Annotated in this window: 8 protein-coding genes; all 8 read right to left on the bottom strand. The window is 66.9% G+C overall.

Translation table 11 applies throughout. The features are described from left to right. Window positions 1–97: 97 nt before the first annotated feature. Complete coding sequence (locus tag M1B34_RS33870) at window positions 98–2,215, bottom strand: HlyD family efflux transporter periplasmic adaptor subunit (RefSeq protein ID WP_268265702.1); 2,118 nt, start codon at window positions 2,213–2,215, stop codon at window positions 98–100. After that, window positions 2,212–3,552: an efflux RND transporter periplasmic adaptor subunit gene (locus M1B34_RS16980; protein ID WP_268260913.1), complete on the bottom strand. Its 1,341-nt coding sequence runs from the start codon at window positions 3,550–3,552 to the stop codon at window positions 2,212–2,214. The genes M1B34_RS33870 and M1B34_RS16980 overlap by 4 nt, the downstream gene beginning before the upstream one ends. Then, on the bottom strand, window positions 3,549–4,352 hold the full coding sequence (locus M1B34_RS16975; RefSeq protein ID WP_268265701.1) for an efflux RND transporter periplasmic adaptor subunit: 804 nt from the start codon (window positions 4,350–4,352) through the stop codon (window positions 3,549–3,551). The genes M1B34_RS16980 and M1B34_RS16975 overlap by 4 nt, the downstream gene beginning before the upstream one ends. A gap of 63 nt (window positions 4,353–4,415) precedes the next feature. Next, the gene (locus M1B34_RS16970; protein ID WP_268265700.1) at window positions 4,416–6,104 is read right to left on the bottom strand and encodes a TolC family protein; all 1,689 of its coding nucleotides are present in this window, start codon (window positions 6,102–6,104) and stop codon (window positions 4,416–4,418) included. Between the two features lie 149 nt (window positions 6,105–6,253). After that, window positions 6,254–14,572, bottom strand: a complete 8,319-nt coding sequence (locus M1B34_RS16965; protein ID WP_268265699.1) for a beta-propeller fold lactonase family protein — start codon at window positions 14,570–14,572, stop codon at window positions 6,254–6,256. After that, a complete protein-coding gene (locus M1B34_RS16960) occupies window positions 14,530–15,714 on the bottom strand; it encodes a lactonase family protein (RefSeq protein ID WP_268265698.1) in 1,185 nt (394 codons plus the stop codon). Before M1B34_RS16960 ends, M1B34_RS16965 begins: the two co-directional genes overlap by 43 nt. Before the next feature lie 53 nt (window positions 15,715–15,767). Continuing rightward, the gene (locus M1B34_RS16955) at window positions 15,768–17,357 is read right to left on the bottom strand and encodes a Tad domain-containing protein (protein WP_123333605.1); all 1,590 of its coding nucleotides are present in this window, start codon (window positions 17,355–17,357) and stop codon (window positions 15,768–15,770) included. Beyond that, complete coding sequence (locus tag M1B34_RS16950) at window positions 17,354–17,518, bottom strand: hypothetical protein (RefSeq protein ID WP_185039256.1); 165 nt, start codon at window positions 17,516–17,518, stop codon at window positions 17,354–17,356. The genes M1B34_RS16955 and M1B34_RS16950 overlap by 4 nt, the downstream gene beginning before the upstream one ends. Between the last annotated feature and the right edge of the window lie 100 nt (window positions 17,519–17,618).

Genomic DNA, 17,618 nt, shown 5'->3' with positions numbered 1-17,618 from the left:
TGATCAAAAAGAGGGGTTCATGATGGCGACAGCCGCGCCTTGCGGACAATCGCCAAACCATTAAGAAGGCTTCATGTTGGCGTGAGGGTCGCGCCGCTCAAAACGCCGATTCGCGAATCAGGATGGCCAGCACACTGCGCCAGACGCGCATCGCCAGGCTTTGTGCCTGCCCCTCCAGCAGCACGGTGCCGCGCAGGCTGAGGGTCGGGCTCGGGGTGTTCGGGTCCGGGCGTAGCAGAGCACGGTACAGGGCTTTCTCCGGTTGCGGCACCCGTTCGTGATCCAGGGTCGCGGCAATCGCCCCCTGGTACACCGACGCCAGCTCCGGGGTCGAGGTCAGGCGTCGCACGGCGGTTTGCCCGAGGCTTTCCAGGTGCAGGTCGACGGGCGCGCGGGACAGGCTTTCCGGGTAGAAGCGCGCGCGGCTGCCGGGCTCCAGACGCGCCAGGTCCTGCTCTTCGACAAAGGCTTCGACCCGCGCTCCTTGCGTGCCGACCAAGGTGCCCAGCCATTCACCGGCGGCCAGCCATTCGCCGGGCTCCAGGGGTTCGGCCAGGTCCGCCAGCACCCCGTCGAAGGCCGCGTACACCGTGAGTTGCTGCATCTGCTGGCGCAACAGGCGCTGGCGTTCCTGGGCGGCGGCCAGTTCCTGGCGCACCACCAGCAGGTTGGCGGCGGTTTCCCGGTTGAGCACCTGGAAGCTGTTCTGCCATTGCAGGGTCAGGATCCGCCGGTCGAGGCTTTGCAGTTCCTGGCGCAGGTCCGGGGCGTCGAGGCGGAACAACGCCTGGCCGGCCTTGACCGATTGCCCTGGCGTCACCTCGATGCGCTCCAGGCGTGCCGCCACCGGCACATACAGCACGGCCTGCTGTTCGGCCCGCAGCAACGCCGGGGCATGCACGCTGCCGCTCCAGGGAATGCACGCCAGCAACAGCAGGCCGGCGACGACGAGCAGGGTGCTCAGGCTATGGCGATTCATTCGGTAGTCCTTGCGCCGGGCGTACCACTCGCGCAGTTCGTTGACGATGGGCATCAGCAGGAAGTAGAGGATTTCCACCACGAACAGGGCGATGCCCAGCAGCTTGAAGGCGAAGTGGTAGACCAGCAGGGCGATCCCCAGGAACAGGAAGAAACGGTAGATCCAGGTGCCGATGGAGTAGGCCACCAATGTCCGTTCCAGCCAGGGTTCGAAGCGTTCCGGGCGTGGCTCGTCAAAGGCGAACAGCCATTCGCGCACACGCCAGCGGGTCAGGCGGAAGGCCCGTTGTTGCAGGTTCGGCACCTCCAGAAGGTCCGACAGCAGGAAGTAGCCGTCAAAGCGCATGAAGGGGCTGAGGTTGATCGCCAGGGTGAGGATCCAGGTGGTGGTGGCGAGCATGAACGCTGCGCTGCGCAACATGCCGTCCGGCAAGAAACTCCAGAGCAGGGTGGCCCAGGCCGCCAGTGCCAGTTCAGTGAGCATGCCGGCGGCGCCGATGGCCAGGCGCTGCTGCTGTCGGCGCAGGCGCCAGGCCCCTGAAGTGTCGGTGTAGAGCACCGGCCACATCACCAGCAGGGCCACGCCCATGGTCGCCACCCGCCCGCCAAAACGCTTGCAGGTGTAGGCGTGCCCCAGCTCGTGCAGGACCTTGGTCAGGAACAGGGTCAGGCCGGCCAGGGCCGCGCCTTCCAGGGTGAAGAAGTGCAGGAAAGTGTGGAGGAAACTGTCCCATTGCCGGGCCACCAGGAACAGGCCCAGCAGGCCGGCGCCCAGGGTCAGCTGGAGAAAGCGCCGGCTGTAGAAGGGCTCGACCCAGGGCAGGCTGCGCTCCAGAAAACGGTCTGGGCGCAGCAGTGGGATGCGCACGAACAGGTAGTTTTTCAGTAGCCAGCGGCCCCAGCCGGTTTTCTGCCCGGCGGCCATCCGCGCCAGTCGGGCGTTGTCCTCCTGGCCCTGGCACTGCAACAGCTGGTTGTTGTGCAGGAAGCCCTTGAACTGCTCGACGTCGTCCTTCTCCACCTCCAGGGTGGTGGACTGGCTGATGGCCTGGGCAATCGCCTCGGGCTGGCCCAGGCCCCAGCGGCCGAGGATCTCCACCTCGACCCAACCCAGGCGAAAAAACTGCCCCCGGGCCGGGTCTTCCAGGGTCCAGGAGGGCGAGCCGTCGCGGTGTTGCGGGCCTTCGTGCAGCAGCAGTTCCTGACGCAGGGCCGGCAGGCTTGGCGCTGCGCTCACAGGGCCAGCCAGATGCGCGCGGTGGCCAGGGGCCGGCGCAGCAGGTAGTAGATCAGGCTGGCGCGACCGGCATAGACCTTGGCCGTGCCCTTGAGGCCGACGCGGATCCGTGGGTCGGTTTCATCGAACTCGGCCTTGAGGCGATAGGCCATGCTGCCGTCGGCGCTGGGGCTGGCGCGATAGGACAGGCGCTGCAAGGTCGCCGGCAGCGGCGCCGAAGGGTCGGTGTTGAGAAACAGCAAAGTCTGGGCACCGGGCGCCAGCTCGATGGCGTCGCCCACCGGCAATTGGATTTCCAGCTGCGCCTGCTGCGGTTCGGCCACCGACATGATGCGCTCGCCCAGGGACACCGGGCGGCCGATCCAATCGCTGGGGTCGTCGAACACCGCGACCCCGGCGCGGGGCGCCGTGATCAGGGTGCGTTTGAGGTTTTCCTGCAGGTAGGCGACGTCGCTCAGGGCCTGTTCGCGACGGCCTTGCAACACCGCCAGGCTGGCCTTGCTGCGCTCGTCGCTGAGGGCTTGCTGCTGGGCCTGGCGGAACTCGGCGTCGCTGATGGACAACGCCTGGCGCGAGGCCTCCAGGCGGCTTTGCAGTTCGCGGGCGTCCAGTTGCACCAGGGCCTGGCCTGCGCTGACCGCCTGGTTGGGCTGCACCAGGATGCGCTCCACCACCCCTTGCATGGGCGCGCGCAGCACGCTGGGGTGCAGGGCGACGATCTCCGCCGGGGCCAGCACCGACTGGCGAATCGGCACCAGCAGCAGGGCCAGGAGCAGGCCCAGGCCGATCAGCAGGTTGCGCCGGTTCAGGGCGGGTCTCCCCAGGGCGCCGCTGGCCGGTTTGAGCAAGGCCTGCCAGGCATGCCCGGCAGCGTCCAGCCACAACGTCAGCAACTGCTGCTGGGCATTGCTCAGGGCTTGCTCCCGGGCCAGCAGCAAGGCCCCCAGCAATTGGCCGTCGCGGCCCTTGATCGGTAACCACAGCAGCAGCCGGGGAAAGTGTTCGGCCCACAGCGGCGCGTCGGCGGCGGCCAGGTCGCGGCTGTCGATGGCGTTGATCGACTGCGCGTTATCCGCCGCCTGCCATTGCCGGCACAGGCCGTTGAGCCAGGTGCTGAAGGGCGCATCGCGCTCCACCAGGGCCAGGCCGGACAGGGCTTGCAGGCGCTGTTCGTCGCAGCGCCAGAGCAGCGCCTGGCGATAGTCCAGCAGCAGGCGGCTGTCGTTGACCAGGATAAAACCCAGCTCTTCGAAGCTGGCGGCGGCCCGTAGGCGCTGCTCCAGTTGCAGCAGCTCGGCCAGCACATTGTTGGCCGGCAGGGGCTGGGCGGCACTCATGATTGGGGGGCGTCGGGTGGCGTCAACAGGGCGTTGCCGCTCATGCCCGGCAGCAGGTGCGGGTCGTTGTTGGTGATGCGCGCGAAGACCTTGATCGACTGGCTGATGGGGTCGATCACCGAGCCCAGGCGGGTGACTTCGGCGGGGTATTCACCGGCGGTTTCTTCCAGGCGCACCTTGAACGGGTGGCCGGGCTTGAGCCAGGCCATCCAGCGCGAGGGCACGATCAGTTCCACTTCAAAGGCGCTGTCGTCATAGATCGCCAGCAGCTCCTTGCCTTCGGCCACGTATTCCCCGGGCTGCGCCTTGCGTTCGGCCACCCGCCCGGAAAACGGTGCGTTGATCGCGCAGCGCTGCACCATGACCTGGCCCACGCCACTTTGGGCCCGGGCCATGTTGGCTTCGGCCTGGGCCTGGGACAGGTCGGAAACGCTGATCGATTGCAGCTTGTCGAGGCGCTTGGCGACCTCGAGCTTTTTGCTCGCGGCGGCTTCGGCGGCCACCGAGTGGGTCAATTGCGCGCGGTGCACGGCGCAGTCGAAGGTCACCAGGCGCTGCCCCTTGGTGAAGCTCGCGCCTTCCTTGACGTTAAGTTCGAGAATCTTCCCCGACAGTTCGCTGGACAGCACCGTGCGCCGGCTGGCGCTGAGCTGCACCCGCAGTTGCGGCTGGCTGTCCACCAGGCTGCTGCCCAGGCTGGGCGGTGGCGCCAGGGGCGCGGGTTCTTCGGCCCGGGCCGTGGCGCTGGCGACGGCCAGCAACAGGCACAGGGGCGGGGCGATAAGGCGAAGGCTAGGCATGCTGGAGTGGATCTCGGGAATAACGGCAGAACCCCGGCCGTTCAGGGCCGGCCGGGGTGAAGGTCAACGTTGGCGGGTCGGTGCAGCCACCGGCAGCAGAGGCGCGCCTTGCAGGGAACCGAGGCTGTTCCACAGGTCCACCTGTTGCACCGGGGCGCTCACCGGACGCGACGGCTGGGCCACGGGGAACACACTGGCGACAGGGCTCGGCTGGCTGGCGGGCAGGGACGGCACCGGTGCCTTGCCTTGGGCCAGGGCCAGGCTGTTGTCGAGGATCGCCTGGCTCAGGCTGGCGATGCTGTCGCCACTCAGGCGCTCGGGCAGCGGGTCGAGGCCGGCGGCCTGGTACACCGCGCCGTAGGCGCTTTGCAGTTGGGCATAGCTGCGGTCGCGAATGCGTGTGGCGAGCACGGTCTCGGTGCGCGTACGCACCCGTTCCACCAGGGTTTGGGCGTCGCTTTGCACCGCGCTTTCGGTCTGGGTCAGGATGCCGCGCTGGATGCGTTGCAACTCATTAGAACGGTCGAACAGCACGCTGGCTTGTTGGTACTGCTGCCAGGCCACGTTGACCTGGGTCAGCACCGCCATACGCAGGGCCTGGCGGCGCATATCGGCGACGGCCGAGCGGGCTTCGCCAGCGCGGACGATGGCCGGGTAGGAGAGCACGCTCATCAGGTTCCAGCTGACCTGGACCCCGGCGTCGGCCCAGTGGTTGTTCACCGTGTAGCTGTTGCTGTCGTAATTGGTGCCGACGAACAGCGAAGCCCCGGGCAACAGGCGCAGCAGGGCGGAGCGGGTTTCCAGCACGGCGTTGCGCGCCAGGTAACTCTCTTCACGCACTTCCGGGCGCTTGACCATGGCCATGGCTTCCAGGTCATCCAGGCGGTAAGCCAGGGTCGGCTGGTTCAACTGCTGCTCGCTGGGCAGGACCAGGCGATAGTCGCTGGCCGGTGGCAGGTTCATCAGCGCCGCCAGGCGGGATTTGGCATTGGCCAGTTCACCGTCCACGGCCTCCAGTTGGCGGACCATTTCCAGCAGGCCTTTCTGGAAACGCAGGGCGTCCAGCGGCGCCAGCAGGCGTTGCTGCTCGGTCTGCCGGGCATGGGCCAGCGCCCCGCGGGCTTCCACCAGGGCCCGTTGCACGTCCGGCTTCAGGCGTTCGGCGGTGGCGGCTTCCCAGTAGGCGCTGCGTACCTGGGCAATGATGTCGGCGACGATCCGCCGACGACGCTCCTCGGCGGCCAGGCTCTTGTTGGCCTGGGCCTTGGCACTGAAGTAGCCGAGGCCGAAGTCCAGCACGTTCCAGGACATTTGCAGGTCGGCGCTGCGGGTGCCGCGGTCCTGGCTGGTGGACGGCTCCAGGGACTGGTTGCCGGTGCGGATCGACTGGCTGGAGGACGCCGAGATGTTGTCCCGGCCACGCCAGCCGGCGCGGGCGGCGAGCTTGGGCAGCATGTCGAGGTTCTGCACGTCCAGCAGGTTATCTTCCAGGGCGCGTTCCATCAGCCCCAGGCGTTGTTGCAGGTTGTACTTGACCGCCCGGGCCATGGCTTCTTCGAGGCTGATGGGGCGGGTCACCGGCTCCTGGCCGTCGAACATCGAGGCCCGGTCGGCGCTGGCCTGGGCTATCTGCTGGTCCAGGCTCACCGGTTCCGGCTTCACCGCGCAGGCACTCAAGGTGAACGCGGCCAGGCCGACGGCAAGGCGCAGCGGCAGGCGTTTGGCGGTGGCGGGCGGTTGCTGCTTGATCACATGTATTCCCCTGAAAAAAGGCTGGAGCGGGCCGCCCTCTTGGCGTGGCTGGGCCGAGTGGTGGCAAAGATAAGAATAATTCTCACTATCGGGCAATCCCGGGTTCATTAAGAATCCTTAATGAACCCGGGCGTAGGCGGGGCGGGGGCTCAGGCGGCGTTTTTATCGTCGCCCGGGGCCGTGCCGAACAGTGCTTGCAACAGTGCCTGGCCGCGCGCCAACACGCCGCTCTGGCCACTGGCTTGCAGATGGCTGTCGAGGGGCGCCTGGCTCGCGGCCTGGCTCTCGCTGGCCGGCGCTTCGGCGGGGCTGGCCTGGAGGGTGGCGGCGCCATCCTCGCTGACCTGCAGGCGCACCGGGATTTCCACCCGATGCCCGGCGGCATCACGGGCCACCAGCCGCAGCTGCAAGCGTTGCAGTTCCGCCAGTTGCCGGCTTTCGACCTGGATCAGGCCACTGCGCCCATCGAAGCGAATCCAGCCGGGCAGGGGCTGGCCGTTGGCCTGGTGCAGGCTGATTTCCAGTGGTCCGCCGGCGTGGCTGAACAAGCCGTCGGGCAACTGGAAACGGGTCAGCAGGCTGCCTTGCTCGACGCTCAGCAGGGCGCCGAGGCTGCTGCGGGTGGCGCTCAGGCTACTGCTTGAATCATCGCTCAGGCGAACCAGGCGACCGCTGTAGTCCTCCAGTGACGACAGGCCGCGATTGAGGCCGCTCAGGTCCTTATCGTCCGGCAGGCCATTGAGGCTGCCCAGGCCCAACCAGTTGGCGCTGGTACTGGCGCTGCTGCTGGACAGCGGGCTGCTCCACACCGGGGTCGGGGCAAAGCCGCCCATCGGTTGGTCGCGCCCGGCCACAGGGGCTGGGGCGCTCCAACCCTGGCCGTCGCGCGGTACCACCGGGGTGGTGCTGTCGACCGCGCGGCTGGTCACGGCGACAGCCTTGACGTTGAGGCTCAGCTCGCGGGACACGCTGTCCCCCGACGGATCCGTGGCCACCAGGGTCAGGGTCAGGCGGCCGACGCTCTCCAGGGTGCCGGACAGGGTGCGGGTGGCCGGGTCGAAGCTCAGGCCGTCGGGCAGGTTGTCCAGGCTCAGGGTCAGCGGGTCGCCATTGGGGTCGCTGAACAGGTTGGCCGGCAGTACCACCTGATACGGCTGGCCGACCACCGCGCTCGGCGGCACATAGCTGCCGGGGTTGACCACCGGTGGCAGGTTGGGTTCGACGCCGCGCACGTCCAGGGCCACGGCCTGGGCCGGGCTGTCGGCCTGGCCGTCATTGAGCACCACGCTCAGGCTCAGGCTGACGCTGGGTACATCCTCGGCGCTGTTGGCGTAGGTCAGTTGGCGCAGGATCGTGCGGGCTTCCAGGGTGCTGACGCTGGCGCTGAAGGTCAGGGTCAGTTGGCCGCCGTTGTCGACGAAGGTGCCGATCACCTCATTGCCGCGCAGCAACTGGCCGTCCACCAGGCGAATGCCGTTGCCATCGACAAAACCGAAGTGGTCGTCGCTGGAAGGCACCGGGCTGCGGCTGACGCTGATGCTCGCCCCCTGATAGTCGCCGGCGCCGTTGTTGGCGGCGTCCAACTCGGCGTCGGACAGGGTCAGGTGGTCGGCAAAGGGCACCGGCTCGGCGCCCAATTCGTACTGCACCGGGTCCATGGCCTCGGCTTGCAGCACGGCCAGGCCGCTGCCCAGCACCACCACGCCGCCGTCGTTGCTGAGGCTGATCTGCCCGGCGTTGACCAGGGCCGCTGCATCGCTGCCGCGCAGGGTGTCCACCAGGGTCAGTTGCTGGTTGGCGGTGCTGTAGCGCTGCAAGCTGCCGTCGCTGCTGCTGACGTAGAGCAACTGGCCGTCGGCCGACAGGGCCATGTCGCTGACGTTGCCCAGGCCGCTGGCGAGGATCCCCAGGTCGGTGAAGCTGCCGTCGGCAGCGTTGAAGCGCAGCACCTGCACCGAATTCGTCCCGGCCACGTAGATCAGTTGCCCGTCGGCGGAGGCCGCCAGGTGTTTCGGATCGGCCATGGACACGGTCTTGCCGCCGCTGTCGGTTTGCGTGTCGCGCACATAGCCGGCCACGCTCAGGCTGCCATCAGCCCCGCGCTTGTAGGCGATCAGGGTGTTGGCGAAGTTGCTCGAGGCCGGGTCGGTGACCACGAACACATAGTCGCCGGCCACCACCAGGGCCACCGGTTGGTGCTGGTAAGGCGCGGACCAGGCGTCGTTGCCCAGGTTCTCCAGGTAGCTCAACTGGCCGTTGCTGCGGTTGAGCACGGTGATGCCGTTGTCGGTGAGCAGGTACAGGTGCTTGCCGTCTGCCGACTCCTGCAGGCTGATGGGGTTGAACAGCGAATAGTTGTTGCTGTCCTCGTTGACCAGGCTCTGGCCGACACTCAAGGCTCCGGTGGCCGGGTCGCGCTGCAGCACCACAATGACGTTCTCGCCACTGCCGCCCACGGCGTAGACCTGGCTGCCGTCCTGGGACACCAGCAGTTGCTGGATCGACTCCAGGCCGGTGGCAGCCAGGGTTTTCACGTAGCTCAGTTGGCCGGTCAGCGGGTCCCGGGACAGTTGGGCGATGGCGCCGCTGCCATCGCTGACGTAGACGCTGCGCCCGTCCGTGGAGAAGCTGACCTGGGTCAGGGCTCCCAGCCCCGGGACCTGGGTCAGGTTCTGCAGGATCGCCAGGTCGCCCTGGGACAGCAGTGGGTCCTGGGTCAGCACAGGCAGATCGTTGATCGCGGTGATGGCGATGGTCAGGTTGAGGGTGCTGGAGGCCAGGCTGCGGTCGGCGAGGATCACGCTGATGGCGACGCTGGCCACCGGGGTGTGGCTGTCGTTGGCGTAGGTGATCTGGCGCAGGGCGTTCTGCACGTCGGCGGTGGTGGGAATGGTCCCGGCGTCGTCGTTGAAGCGAATGCTCAGCACGCCGTCTGCGTTGCTCAACTGGCCGATGGTCACGCCGTCTTTCTGCAGCGCGGTGCCATTGAGGGTCAGGCCGTTGCCGGCGTTGAAGCCCAGGTGGTCGAGGTTGGTGCTGCCGCTGCCCAGGGTGATGGTCAGGGTGGCGCCGTTGTAGTTGCCCAGGCCGTTGTTGAAACGGTCCATCTGCGCGTCCTGGACCACGACGCCCGGGGCGATCAGCACCGGTTCGCTGCGCTCGGTGTAGTCCACAGTGGCGCCGCCGCCCAGCACCGGTGGGCTGTTGGGCTCGCTGGGGCCGGTCAGGGTGACCTTGACCGACTCGGCCAGGGTGGTGCGGGTCTCGCCGCTCTGGCCATCGGTGTATTCATTGATGCTCAGGCCGATGGTGCGGGTGCCGCTCAGGCCGCTGCCGCTGTTGTTGTAGCCGATGCCGTCGATCAGGGCCGCGGTCTGCTCGGCGGAACGCATCAGGTACAGGGTCACGGTGGTCACGCCGCCGCTGATGGACACGCTGTAGCTCAGGCCGCTGGCGGTCTGGGCGGTGCCGCTGGTGGCACTGTCGAGGACGATCTTGTCGCCGCCGACCCGCAGCAAGTCGTGGGCGTTGGCGGCGTCCAGGGTCAGCACCACGTGCCAGATTTTCTGTTCGGCCTCGATGGTGTCGATCTGCGTGTCCTTGAACAGGCTGACGAACTCGTTGTCCTCGGCCAGGGTCGGGTCGAGCACGGTGCTGTCGAGGATCGCCGGGTCGTTGACCCCCACCAGGTTGACCTTGACCCGCACGCTGGCGCTGTTGTTGTCGCCGTCGTTGAGCTGGATCGCGAACTTCGGCCCGGCGCCCTGGGCGGTGGGGTCCTGGCTGCTGTTGCGGTAAGCAATCTGGCGCAGCACGTTGCGCGCATCCGCCGGGCTGGTGGCGGCAATAAAGGTCACCGTCAGCACACCGTTGTTGTCCACGAAGTCGGCGATCGTCACACCGTTCTTGAAGATCTGCCCGTTGCTCAGGGTCAGGCCGTTGTCGTCGATGAACCCGTAGGTGTCGGCGGCGTTGCTGCCGCCGTCGCGACCGATGGTCAGGCTGGCGCCGTTATAGTCGCCGGCCGCATCCAGTTGCGGGTCGCTCAGGGTGCCGCTGGGCAACAGGGCGATGGCGGCGTCGCCTTCGGTGTAGGTGACTTCCGGCAGGCCGATGTTGAGCACCAGCAAGGTTTCGTTCCAGTCCACCGAGCCGCTGATGTACAGCTGCTTGCCGTCCGGGCTCAGGGACACGCTGGTGAGGTCGGCAAAGCCGATGCCCCAGGGGTTGTCCCAGCGGTCGAAGCTGCCTTGCAGGGTCAGTTGGCCGCCGCTGTCGCGTTTGAACACCTGAATCTCGCTGCCGATCACGAACACCGCGCTGCCGTCGGCGGCCACCTGGATGTCGGTGACGCTGCCGTCCAGCGCCAGGCTGCTGACCAGGCTCAAGCGCCCGTCGGCGCCGATGGCGAGGATTTCCAGGGTCTGCTGGGTATCGTTGTTCAGGGCGTAGAGGGTCTTGCCGTCGGCCGATACGCTCAAGGCCTGGATGAAGAAAGTGCTGTCGGCGCTGCCGCCCACCAGGGTGTTGATCAGGGTCAGGCTGCCGTCGTTGTTGATGGCCATGGCCGTGGCGATGCTGTTGTCGCCCGAGGCGCCGATAAACAGGAAGCGACCGTCGGCGGACACCAGCAGGTGCTGCACCCCTTGCAGGCCGTCGATGCCGCCGACGCCGTCCTGATAGGTGCGCAGCAGGGTCAGTTGGCCGTCGCTCTGTTGCTGGTAGACCCGCACGCTGTCGCCGCTGGCCACATAGACCTGGTCGCCGTGGCTGGCGACGGCGGTGATGCTGCTGTCGGCCGGGCCGGCCAGTGTCGAGCGCAGGGTCAGTTGGCCGCTGTCGCTGTCACGGCTGAATACCAGCAGGCTGTTGGCGTCGCTGCCGATCACATAGAGGGATTTCTGGTCGGCGCTGACCACGACTTTCAGGGCGCCGGCCAGGCCGGCGATGGCACTGTCGGACAGGCTCTGGACCCAGGTCAGGCTGCCGTCGGCGGCGCGGCTGAAGACGCTCACCGAGGACGGGCCGTCCGGCGAAATGCTCACCACGTAGAGGTACTTGCCGTCCCCGGACACCACCGTGTCCTTGGCCCCGGCCAGCACGCTGCCGTCGCTGCCGGGGACGTTGCCATCGGTGTTGCCGCCGTACTCCAGGGAACTGGAGTCGCCACCCAGGCTCGGCACCTGGCTGGGGTCGGCGGTGACCTGCAGGCTGATCTGTCGTTCGGTGGCATTGCCCAGGCTGTCGACCACGCTCAGGGTCAGCAGATGCTCGCCCACACCCAACCCTGATGGGGTGCCGGACAGGGTCAGGGTGGCGGCGTCGAAGCTCAGCCCGGTGGGCAGGCCGCTGAGGTCCCAGGTCAGGCTGTCGCCCTCGGCGTCGCTGAACAGGTCGCTGGGCAGGGTCACGGTGTAGGGGCTGTTGCCGGTGGCGGCCGGCAGGCTGTAGCCCGGGTTGCCAACCTCCGGGGCTTGGTTGAGCAGCAGGGTCAGGCCGCTGCTGACGCTTTTGCTGCCGTCGCTGAAGCTGATTTGCAGGTCGACCCGGGCCGGCTGGCTGTCGGCGCCGTTGGCGTAGGTGAGCTGATGCAGGACCTGGTTGACCTGCTCCTGTGTGACCTCGGCGCTGAAGGTCACCTTGAGGGTGCCGCCGCTGTTGCTGACCTCGGCGATCGGCTGGTTGTCGAGGAGGATCTGGCCGCCTTCCAGGCTCAGGCCATTGCCGGTGCTGAAGCCGAACAGGTCGTTGCTGTTGGCGCCGCCGTTGCGCACCACGGTGATGCTCGCGCCCTGGTAGTTGTCGAGGGCATCGAGGTCGATGTCGGAAAAGTCCAGGTGTTCGGCGAAGACCGTCGGCTGTTGTTCGCTGTAGTCGCCGTTGGCCTTGGCCGAGAAGATGTCCAGGCCGCTGATGAAGCTGGAGGTGCCGGTGTACAGGTTGAGGCCGTCGCTGCTGACCGTCAGGTGGTTGTAGTTCTTGTTGCCCTTGAGGTTCTCGACGAAGGTCAGCTTGCCGGTGCTGAGGTCGCGGCTGAACACCAACAGCGACTGGCCGCCGTAGGTGCTGACGTACAGGGTCTTACCGTCGGCAGACAGGGCCATTTCCCGCAGGGCCAGGGAGTTGGAGTATTTAGTGTTGTAGGTGTCCACCGAGCCGACGTAGCTGAGGCTGCCGTCGGCCTGGCGTTGGAAGATCGAGACAAAGGCGTAGCTGCCCGAGGACACGTAGACGAAGTTGTTGTCGGGCGAAATCACGATGTCTTGCAGGTTCTGCAGGTAGCGCAGGTCGGTGGGCTGGTTGGCCGCGTCGGCGCTGGCGGCGATGCTGGCCTGGGTGATCGCGCTGACGTAGGTCAGGACGCCGCTGGCCGGGTCCCGGGAGAGCACGGTGATCATGGCGCTGCTGGCGTTGCTGATGTACACCGACCGGCCATCGCCGGACACCACGATGCCGGTGGGCACGTTGAGCCCCAGGGCCGCGCTGCCGCCGACATAGGAGCCGATAAAGGTCAGGGCGCCGCTGTTCGGGTCGCGGCTGAACATCGCCACTTCGCTCTTGCCGGTGCTGACGTCGTGGGGGTTGACGCCGTTGATGGTGTACAGCGATTGACCGTCGGCGGACAGCACGATTTCGCTGATCGGTGCATTGAGGCCGCTGGTGCCGCTGGCCGCCACCGAATCGAAGGTCAGGGTGCCGTTGGCGTCACGCTTGAACAGCAGCAGGCTGGCGCTGGTCACCGAGTTGGCGGTGCTGTAGCCGGCCACGTAGACCAGGCTGCCGTCCGCGGAAACCGTGACGGTGCTGATGGTGTTCAGGCCGTTGACTTCGATGGCCACCGTGTCCGGGTTGTCCACGCTGCCTTGGGTAAAACTCTGGGTCAGGCTCAGGGCGCCGGTCAGCGGGTCGCGGCTGTAGACCCGCAGGTAGCTGATGCCGCTGGTGTTGCTGCCGCTGTTGCCGATCACCAGCAGGGTCTTGCCGTCGCTGGACAGGGTCACGCCGCTGACGTAGTCGGTGTAGCCGCTGAGGCTGCCGTTGAAGTAGTAGAGGTTGGTGTCCACGCTGACGTCGACCTGGGCCTGGGGCGCGTTGTTCACGGCGATGGCCAGGGTGGTGCTGATGTTCAGGTCGCGGCTGTCGCTGCTGCCGTTGGCGGTGCCGCCGTCGTCGCGCAGGGTGGCCAGGGTGAAGGTGCGGCTGCCGCTGACCGCGCTGGCGCTGTCATTGACGTAGGCGATGCCGTTGACCAGGTTCTGCACGGCGGTGCTGCTGATGCCGCTGTCGCGGCTGATGTGCAGGGTGGCAGTGCTGCCGTCGCGCACATAGCTGTAGCTGTAACCGCTGGCCGTGGTGCCGCTGCCGGACTGGGACAGGTCGATGCGGGTGCCGTCGACTATCAGGAATTCGTTGGCCGGGTTTACCAGGCCGCTGACCTTGAGGTCCAGGGACAGGATGGTTTGCCCGACTTCACCGGTGTTCACCGCGGTGTCGCTGAACAGTGGGGTCTGTACCGTGGCGGTGTCGTAGGGGGTGTGGCTGACCACGGTGGTGGTCAGGGTCGGCGCACTGTTATTGCTCAGCAGCAAGGTCAGGACCAGGGCCTGGCTGTTCAGTTCGCCGTCGTTGGCCACCAGGTTCAGGCTGATCAGGGTGCCGTCGGGCGAGGTGCTGTTGTGGTAGGTCACCTGGTGCAGCACGGCATTGGCCTCGGCGCTGGTGAGCTGGGTGCTGAAGGTGATCGTGAGGGTGCCGCCACTCTGGTTGAAGGTGCCGATTTCCACGCCGTTCTTCAGCACCTTGTCGCCGGACAGGCTCAGGCCGCTGCCGGTCTTGAAACCAAAGCTGTCGTCGCTGGAGGCACCACCGGTACGTTCGAGGGTGACGCTGGCGCCCTGGTAGTTGCCCTGGCCGGCGTTGAGTTTGTCGAGGTTGACGTCGCTCAGGGTCACGCCGCTGGCGACTGTGCTGTCACTGCCGCTGATGTAGGTCTGCACGTCGCTGAAGCGGTTCAGGCCGGTGCCGCCTACCACCACCGACTGGCCATCGGGGGAGGTACTGACGGTGACGGCGCCGGGCACGTCGCTGAGGGTGCCGGTGAGGGTCAGGCGGCCGTCGCTGCCGACCCGGTACACGCTCAGGGTGCCGCCGCTGCTGGACGTGGCGAACAAGCGCTGGCCGTCGCTGGACAGGGCCAGGCTGCTGACCCCGCCGAGCAGGGTGCTGTCCACCAGCACCAGTTCCTTGCCGTCGCTGCTGTCACGCAATTCGAGCACCTTGATCACGCCGTTGCTGGCGTCACTGAGGTAGACGAAACGGCCGTCGGCGGAGGCGGTCAGGGTGGTCGGCGTACTGCTGCTGATGCCCACGCTGAGGGTGCCGTCGAGGAGCTTGGTGAGCTTGCCGTCGCTGCCCCGTTCCAGGGTCACCACGCTGGTGTTGGAGACCACGTACACGTAGTCGCCCACGGTGAGCACGGTGCGCGAACGGCCCCCCCAGCGCCTTCATTGAGGCGCTGCACGGCGGTGGTGCCCAGGGCCCCGGTCTCGGTGTTGCGTTCGAACACCGCCAGGCCGTCGTACTGGTTGGTGACATAGAGCTGCTTGCCGTCCTCGGACAGTGCCAGGCTGATCAGGTTGCCACCGGCGGAGGTGCTGGCGGCGTAGCTGAGCTGGCCGTCGCCGGCGACATTGAGGGTGATGATCTTGCTGCCGGACAAGGCGTACAGCGACTTGCCGTCGGCGCTCAGGGTCAGGTCGTTGAGGGTGCCCAGGTCGGTGACGTTCTTCAGCACCTGTTCGGTGGTCAGGTTGCCGTGTTCGTCCACGGCGAAGGTCACCAGGGTGCCGTTGGCGCCGGCGGCATACAGGTGCTTGCCGTCGGCGGAGTACACCACTTCCTTGCTGGTGCCCAGGTCCTTGATGTTTTGCGCCTGGGCCAGGTCGGGCACCCCGGCGTCCACCAGCACCGGCGGGCGGTTGGTGTCGTTGACCAGGTTGATGCTGGAGCTGAGGTTGAGCGCGGTGGTGTCTGTACCGCCATCGGCGGTGCCGCCGTCGTCCTTGAGGCTGCTCAGGGTGATGGTCCGCGCGCCGCTGTCGATGCTGGTGTCCAGGGCCTTGTAGCGGATGCCGTCGACCAGCGTCTTGAGGTCGGCGGCGCTGTTGGCGTCGGACGAGGAGAGGAAGAGCGACACCGTGGTCTGGCCGCCCGACGTGCTGACCTGATAGGAGTAAGCGTTATTTTCGGTGACGCCACTGAGTTCGCTGGTCAGCTGGATGGTCTTGCCATCAATCACCAGGGCTTCCTGGCTGTTGCTGCTGTCCACGGTGATCACCAGGGTGTCGAAGGCCTGGCCGCTGTCCACGGTCGAGGCGCTGGTGTTCTTGAACACCTCGACCCCGGTGGCGTCCGACTGGCCCACCGTATAGGTGGCGTGGCTGGCGTCGGCGCTGAGGGTCGGCGCCTGGTTGCCGGTTTGCTGGGCTTCGGCCTGGGCCGCGGTTTCGGCGCCGGTGGCGACTGCCGCCGCATCGAACATCATCCGTGGTTCGAGGGCCAGGGCCAGGGTCGAAAGGCGCGGGCGGTTGGAGCGAGTGGGCGCAGTCATGGCGGAATCCTTTGTTGAAGGGGGCGGGCAGGCGAATGGAAGAAGCGGGGCAATCACTCGATCAGGCGGGCGTAGCGCTCGTGTTTGATCTTGTCGGCGATGTCCTGGAGCAAACCGTTGATCTCGCGTTCGCCGTCGGCGAAGTTCTCGGCGTCGGCGAAGACCATGTTCTGTTCACCGTTGGTGCAGATGCGCAGGCCGGGGCTGGCGACCTTGTCGAACAGCTGGCGGCCGAAATCCTTGGGGTCGCCGGGGCGCACGCCGATGAAATAGAACTTCAGGTTGCGCGCGCGAAAGCTGTCGCACAGCCGCTGGAAGCGCCGACCGGCCACATCGTTGGCCGAGGTGGTGTTGCTCTGGCCGTCGATGGCCTGGCCGACTTCGCTGTTGTACGCGTCGGTGTCGAACCAGTTACCGGTGGTGTTGGCCAGCATGACAATGATCTTGACGTTGTCGGCGTTGCCGTCCTGGTTGAAATCCAGGGGCCGCTCGCTGTCGCCCCAGCCATTGAGGCCGCGCATGTTCGGTGACAGGGACATGGCGGCCCAGCCCATGGCGATCGCGTAGTTGGTGTTGAAGCGGGTGGAGAGTTGATCCAGGCGCTGGTCGATTTTCTCCCGGTCCTGGGTCAGGGGCAGCAGGGCGGCATTCGGGCAACCTTTGTCGGCGACCATCCAGCGGGTGTCCACCACGCCGTCGGCCTGGCCGAAGTCCGGATTGGGCCCGCGCCAGGAAATGGCCGGCGCACCGGGGCTGCCGTTCTCTGGCAGGTCGTGGCGGTAGTAGACCTTGAATTGGCCTTCGGGCGGTTGGTCCCAGTAGTAGTTCTGACCCAGGCCCAGGCCGCGGTACATGCACAGCAGGTTGGCCCGGCGATCGGGTATGCGCCGGTCGGCCAGGCTGGCGTAGCCGGTACGGAACAGGCTGCGCAGTTCCACCGGGTTCAACGCCCCGGGGGCGGCCCAGCGGTTGATCCGCTGCGGGTCCTTGGCGTCGTAGACATTCACCGCCTGGCTGTAGGGGATCAGTGACAGCCAGACTTTGTTGCTCTCGTCCTGCTCGCCGTCTTCCCCCAGCAGGTTGTCCGCCAGGGACTTGCCCAGGCGGCGCAGGGCGGCGAGGTCGGGTTCGGTTTCGGAGAGGGTGGTGGGCAGGATCAGCGCCACTTCGGTGGGCCGTGACAGCACTTCAGAGGTCGAATGCACCTGCTGTTGCACGGCACCGCCGCCGATCAGCGCGGCTTGGGCCTGGAGGTTGATGTCCACGCGCAGAGTCACCGGGCTGTCACCGCCACCACCGCGGGTGACTTTCATCGAGTCGTAGGTGATCTGTTCAAACAGGTCGCTGTCCATGCCCAGGTTGTTCTGCACATAACCCCAGGCCATTTTGCTCAGTTGCTCGGGGGTGCTGCGGCTGTCCATCAGCAATTGGTTGCCGATGGCGATGGCGGCGGCGTCGGTGGCACGCTTGATTTGCGCAGCATTGTTGGTCATGCGCGCCAGGTCGATGGCGTAGGCGGTGGCGAGCAGGGCGCCGCCAATGGCCAGGACCATGAACGGTGCCACGCCGCCGTGCTCTTCGACCGCCAGGCGCGCGGCCTGGCGGCGCAGGCCGGCCACCAGACGCTGGTAGCGGCGCGTCATGGCTGTTTGCTCGGCAGCAGCGTGTCGTAGGGGATGTACAGGCCCTCGTAGGCCAGGCCCGCGTTGACCAGCAACAGCAGCAGCGGCACCCGTTGCTGGCCGGCGCAGGCGTGCAGCTGGCGCAGCAGTTGGACGGGTAACCGGGAAAGCGGGAATGTCATGACGGGGCTCATCGTTGCCGGGGGATCAGGCCGAGCGGGAGGGGCATCCGCTGCTCGGCAGGTGGCGGCAAAGATAAGAATAATTCCCAATATCAGGCAA

Source organism: Pseudomonas morbosilactucae (genome assembly GCF_023241715.1).
GTDB lineage: Bacteria > Pseudomonadota > Gammaproteobacteria > Pseudomonadales > Pseudomonadaceae > Aquipseudomonas > Aquipseudomonas morbosilactucae.
The sequence above is the reverse complement of the archived record's forward strand: the minus strand, read 5'-3'. Positions and strand labels throughout refer to the sequence as shown.

Coding starts and splice junctions, on each gene's coding strand:
- M1B34_RS16980 (WP_268260913.1), bottom strand. CDS start 3,552: ATGAGTGCCGCCCAGCCCCTGCCGGCCAACAATGTGCTGGCCGAGCTG.
- M1B34_RS16975 (WP_268265701.1), bottom strand. CDS start 4,352: ATGCCTAGCCTTCGCCTTATCGCCCCGCCCCTGTGCCTGTTGCTGGCC.
- M1B34_RS16960 (WP_268265698.1), bottom strand. CDS start 15,714: ATGACTGCGCCCACTCGCTCCAACCGCCCGCGCCTTTCGACCCTGGCC.
- M1B34_RS16955 (WP_123333605.1), bottom strand. CDS start 17,357: ATGACGCGCCGCTACCAGCGTCTGGTGGCCGGCCTGCGCCGCCAGGCC.
- M1B34_RS16950 (WP_185039256.1), bottom strand. CDS start 17,518: ATGACATTCCCGCTTTCCCGGTTACCCGTCCAACTGCTGCGCCAGCTG.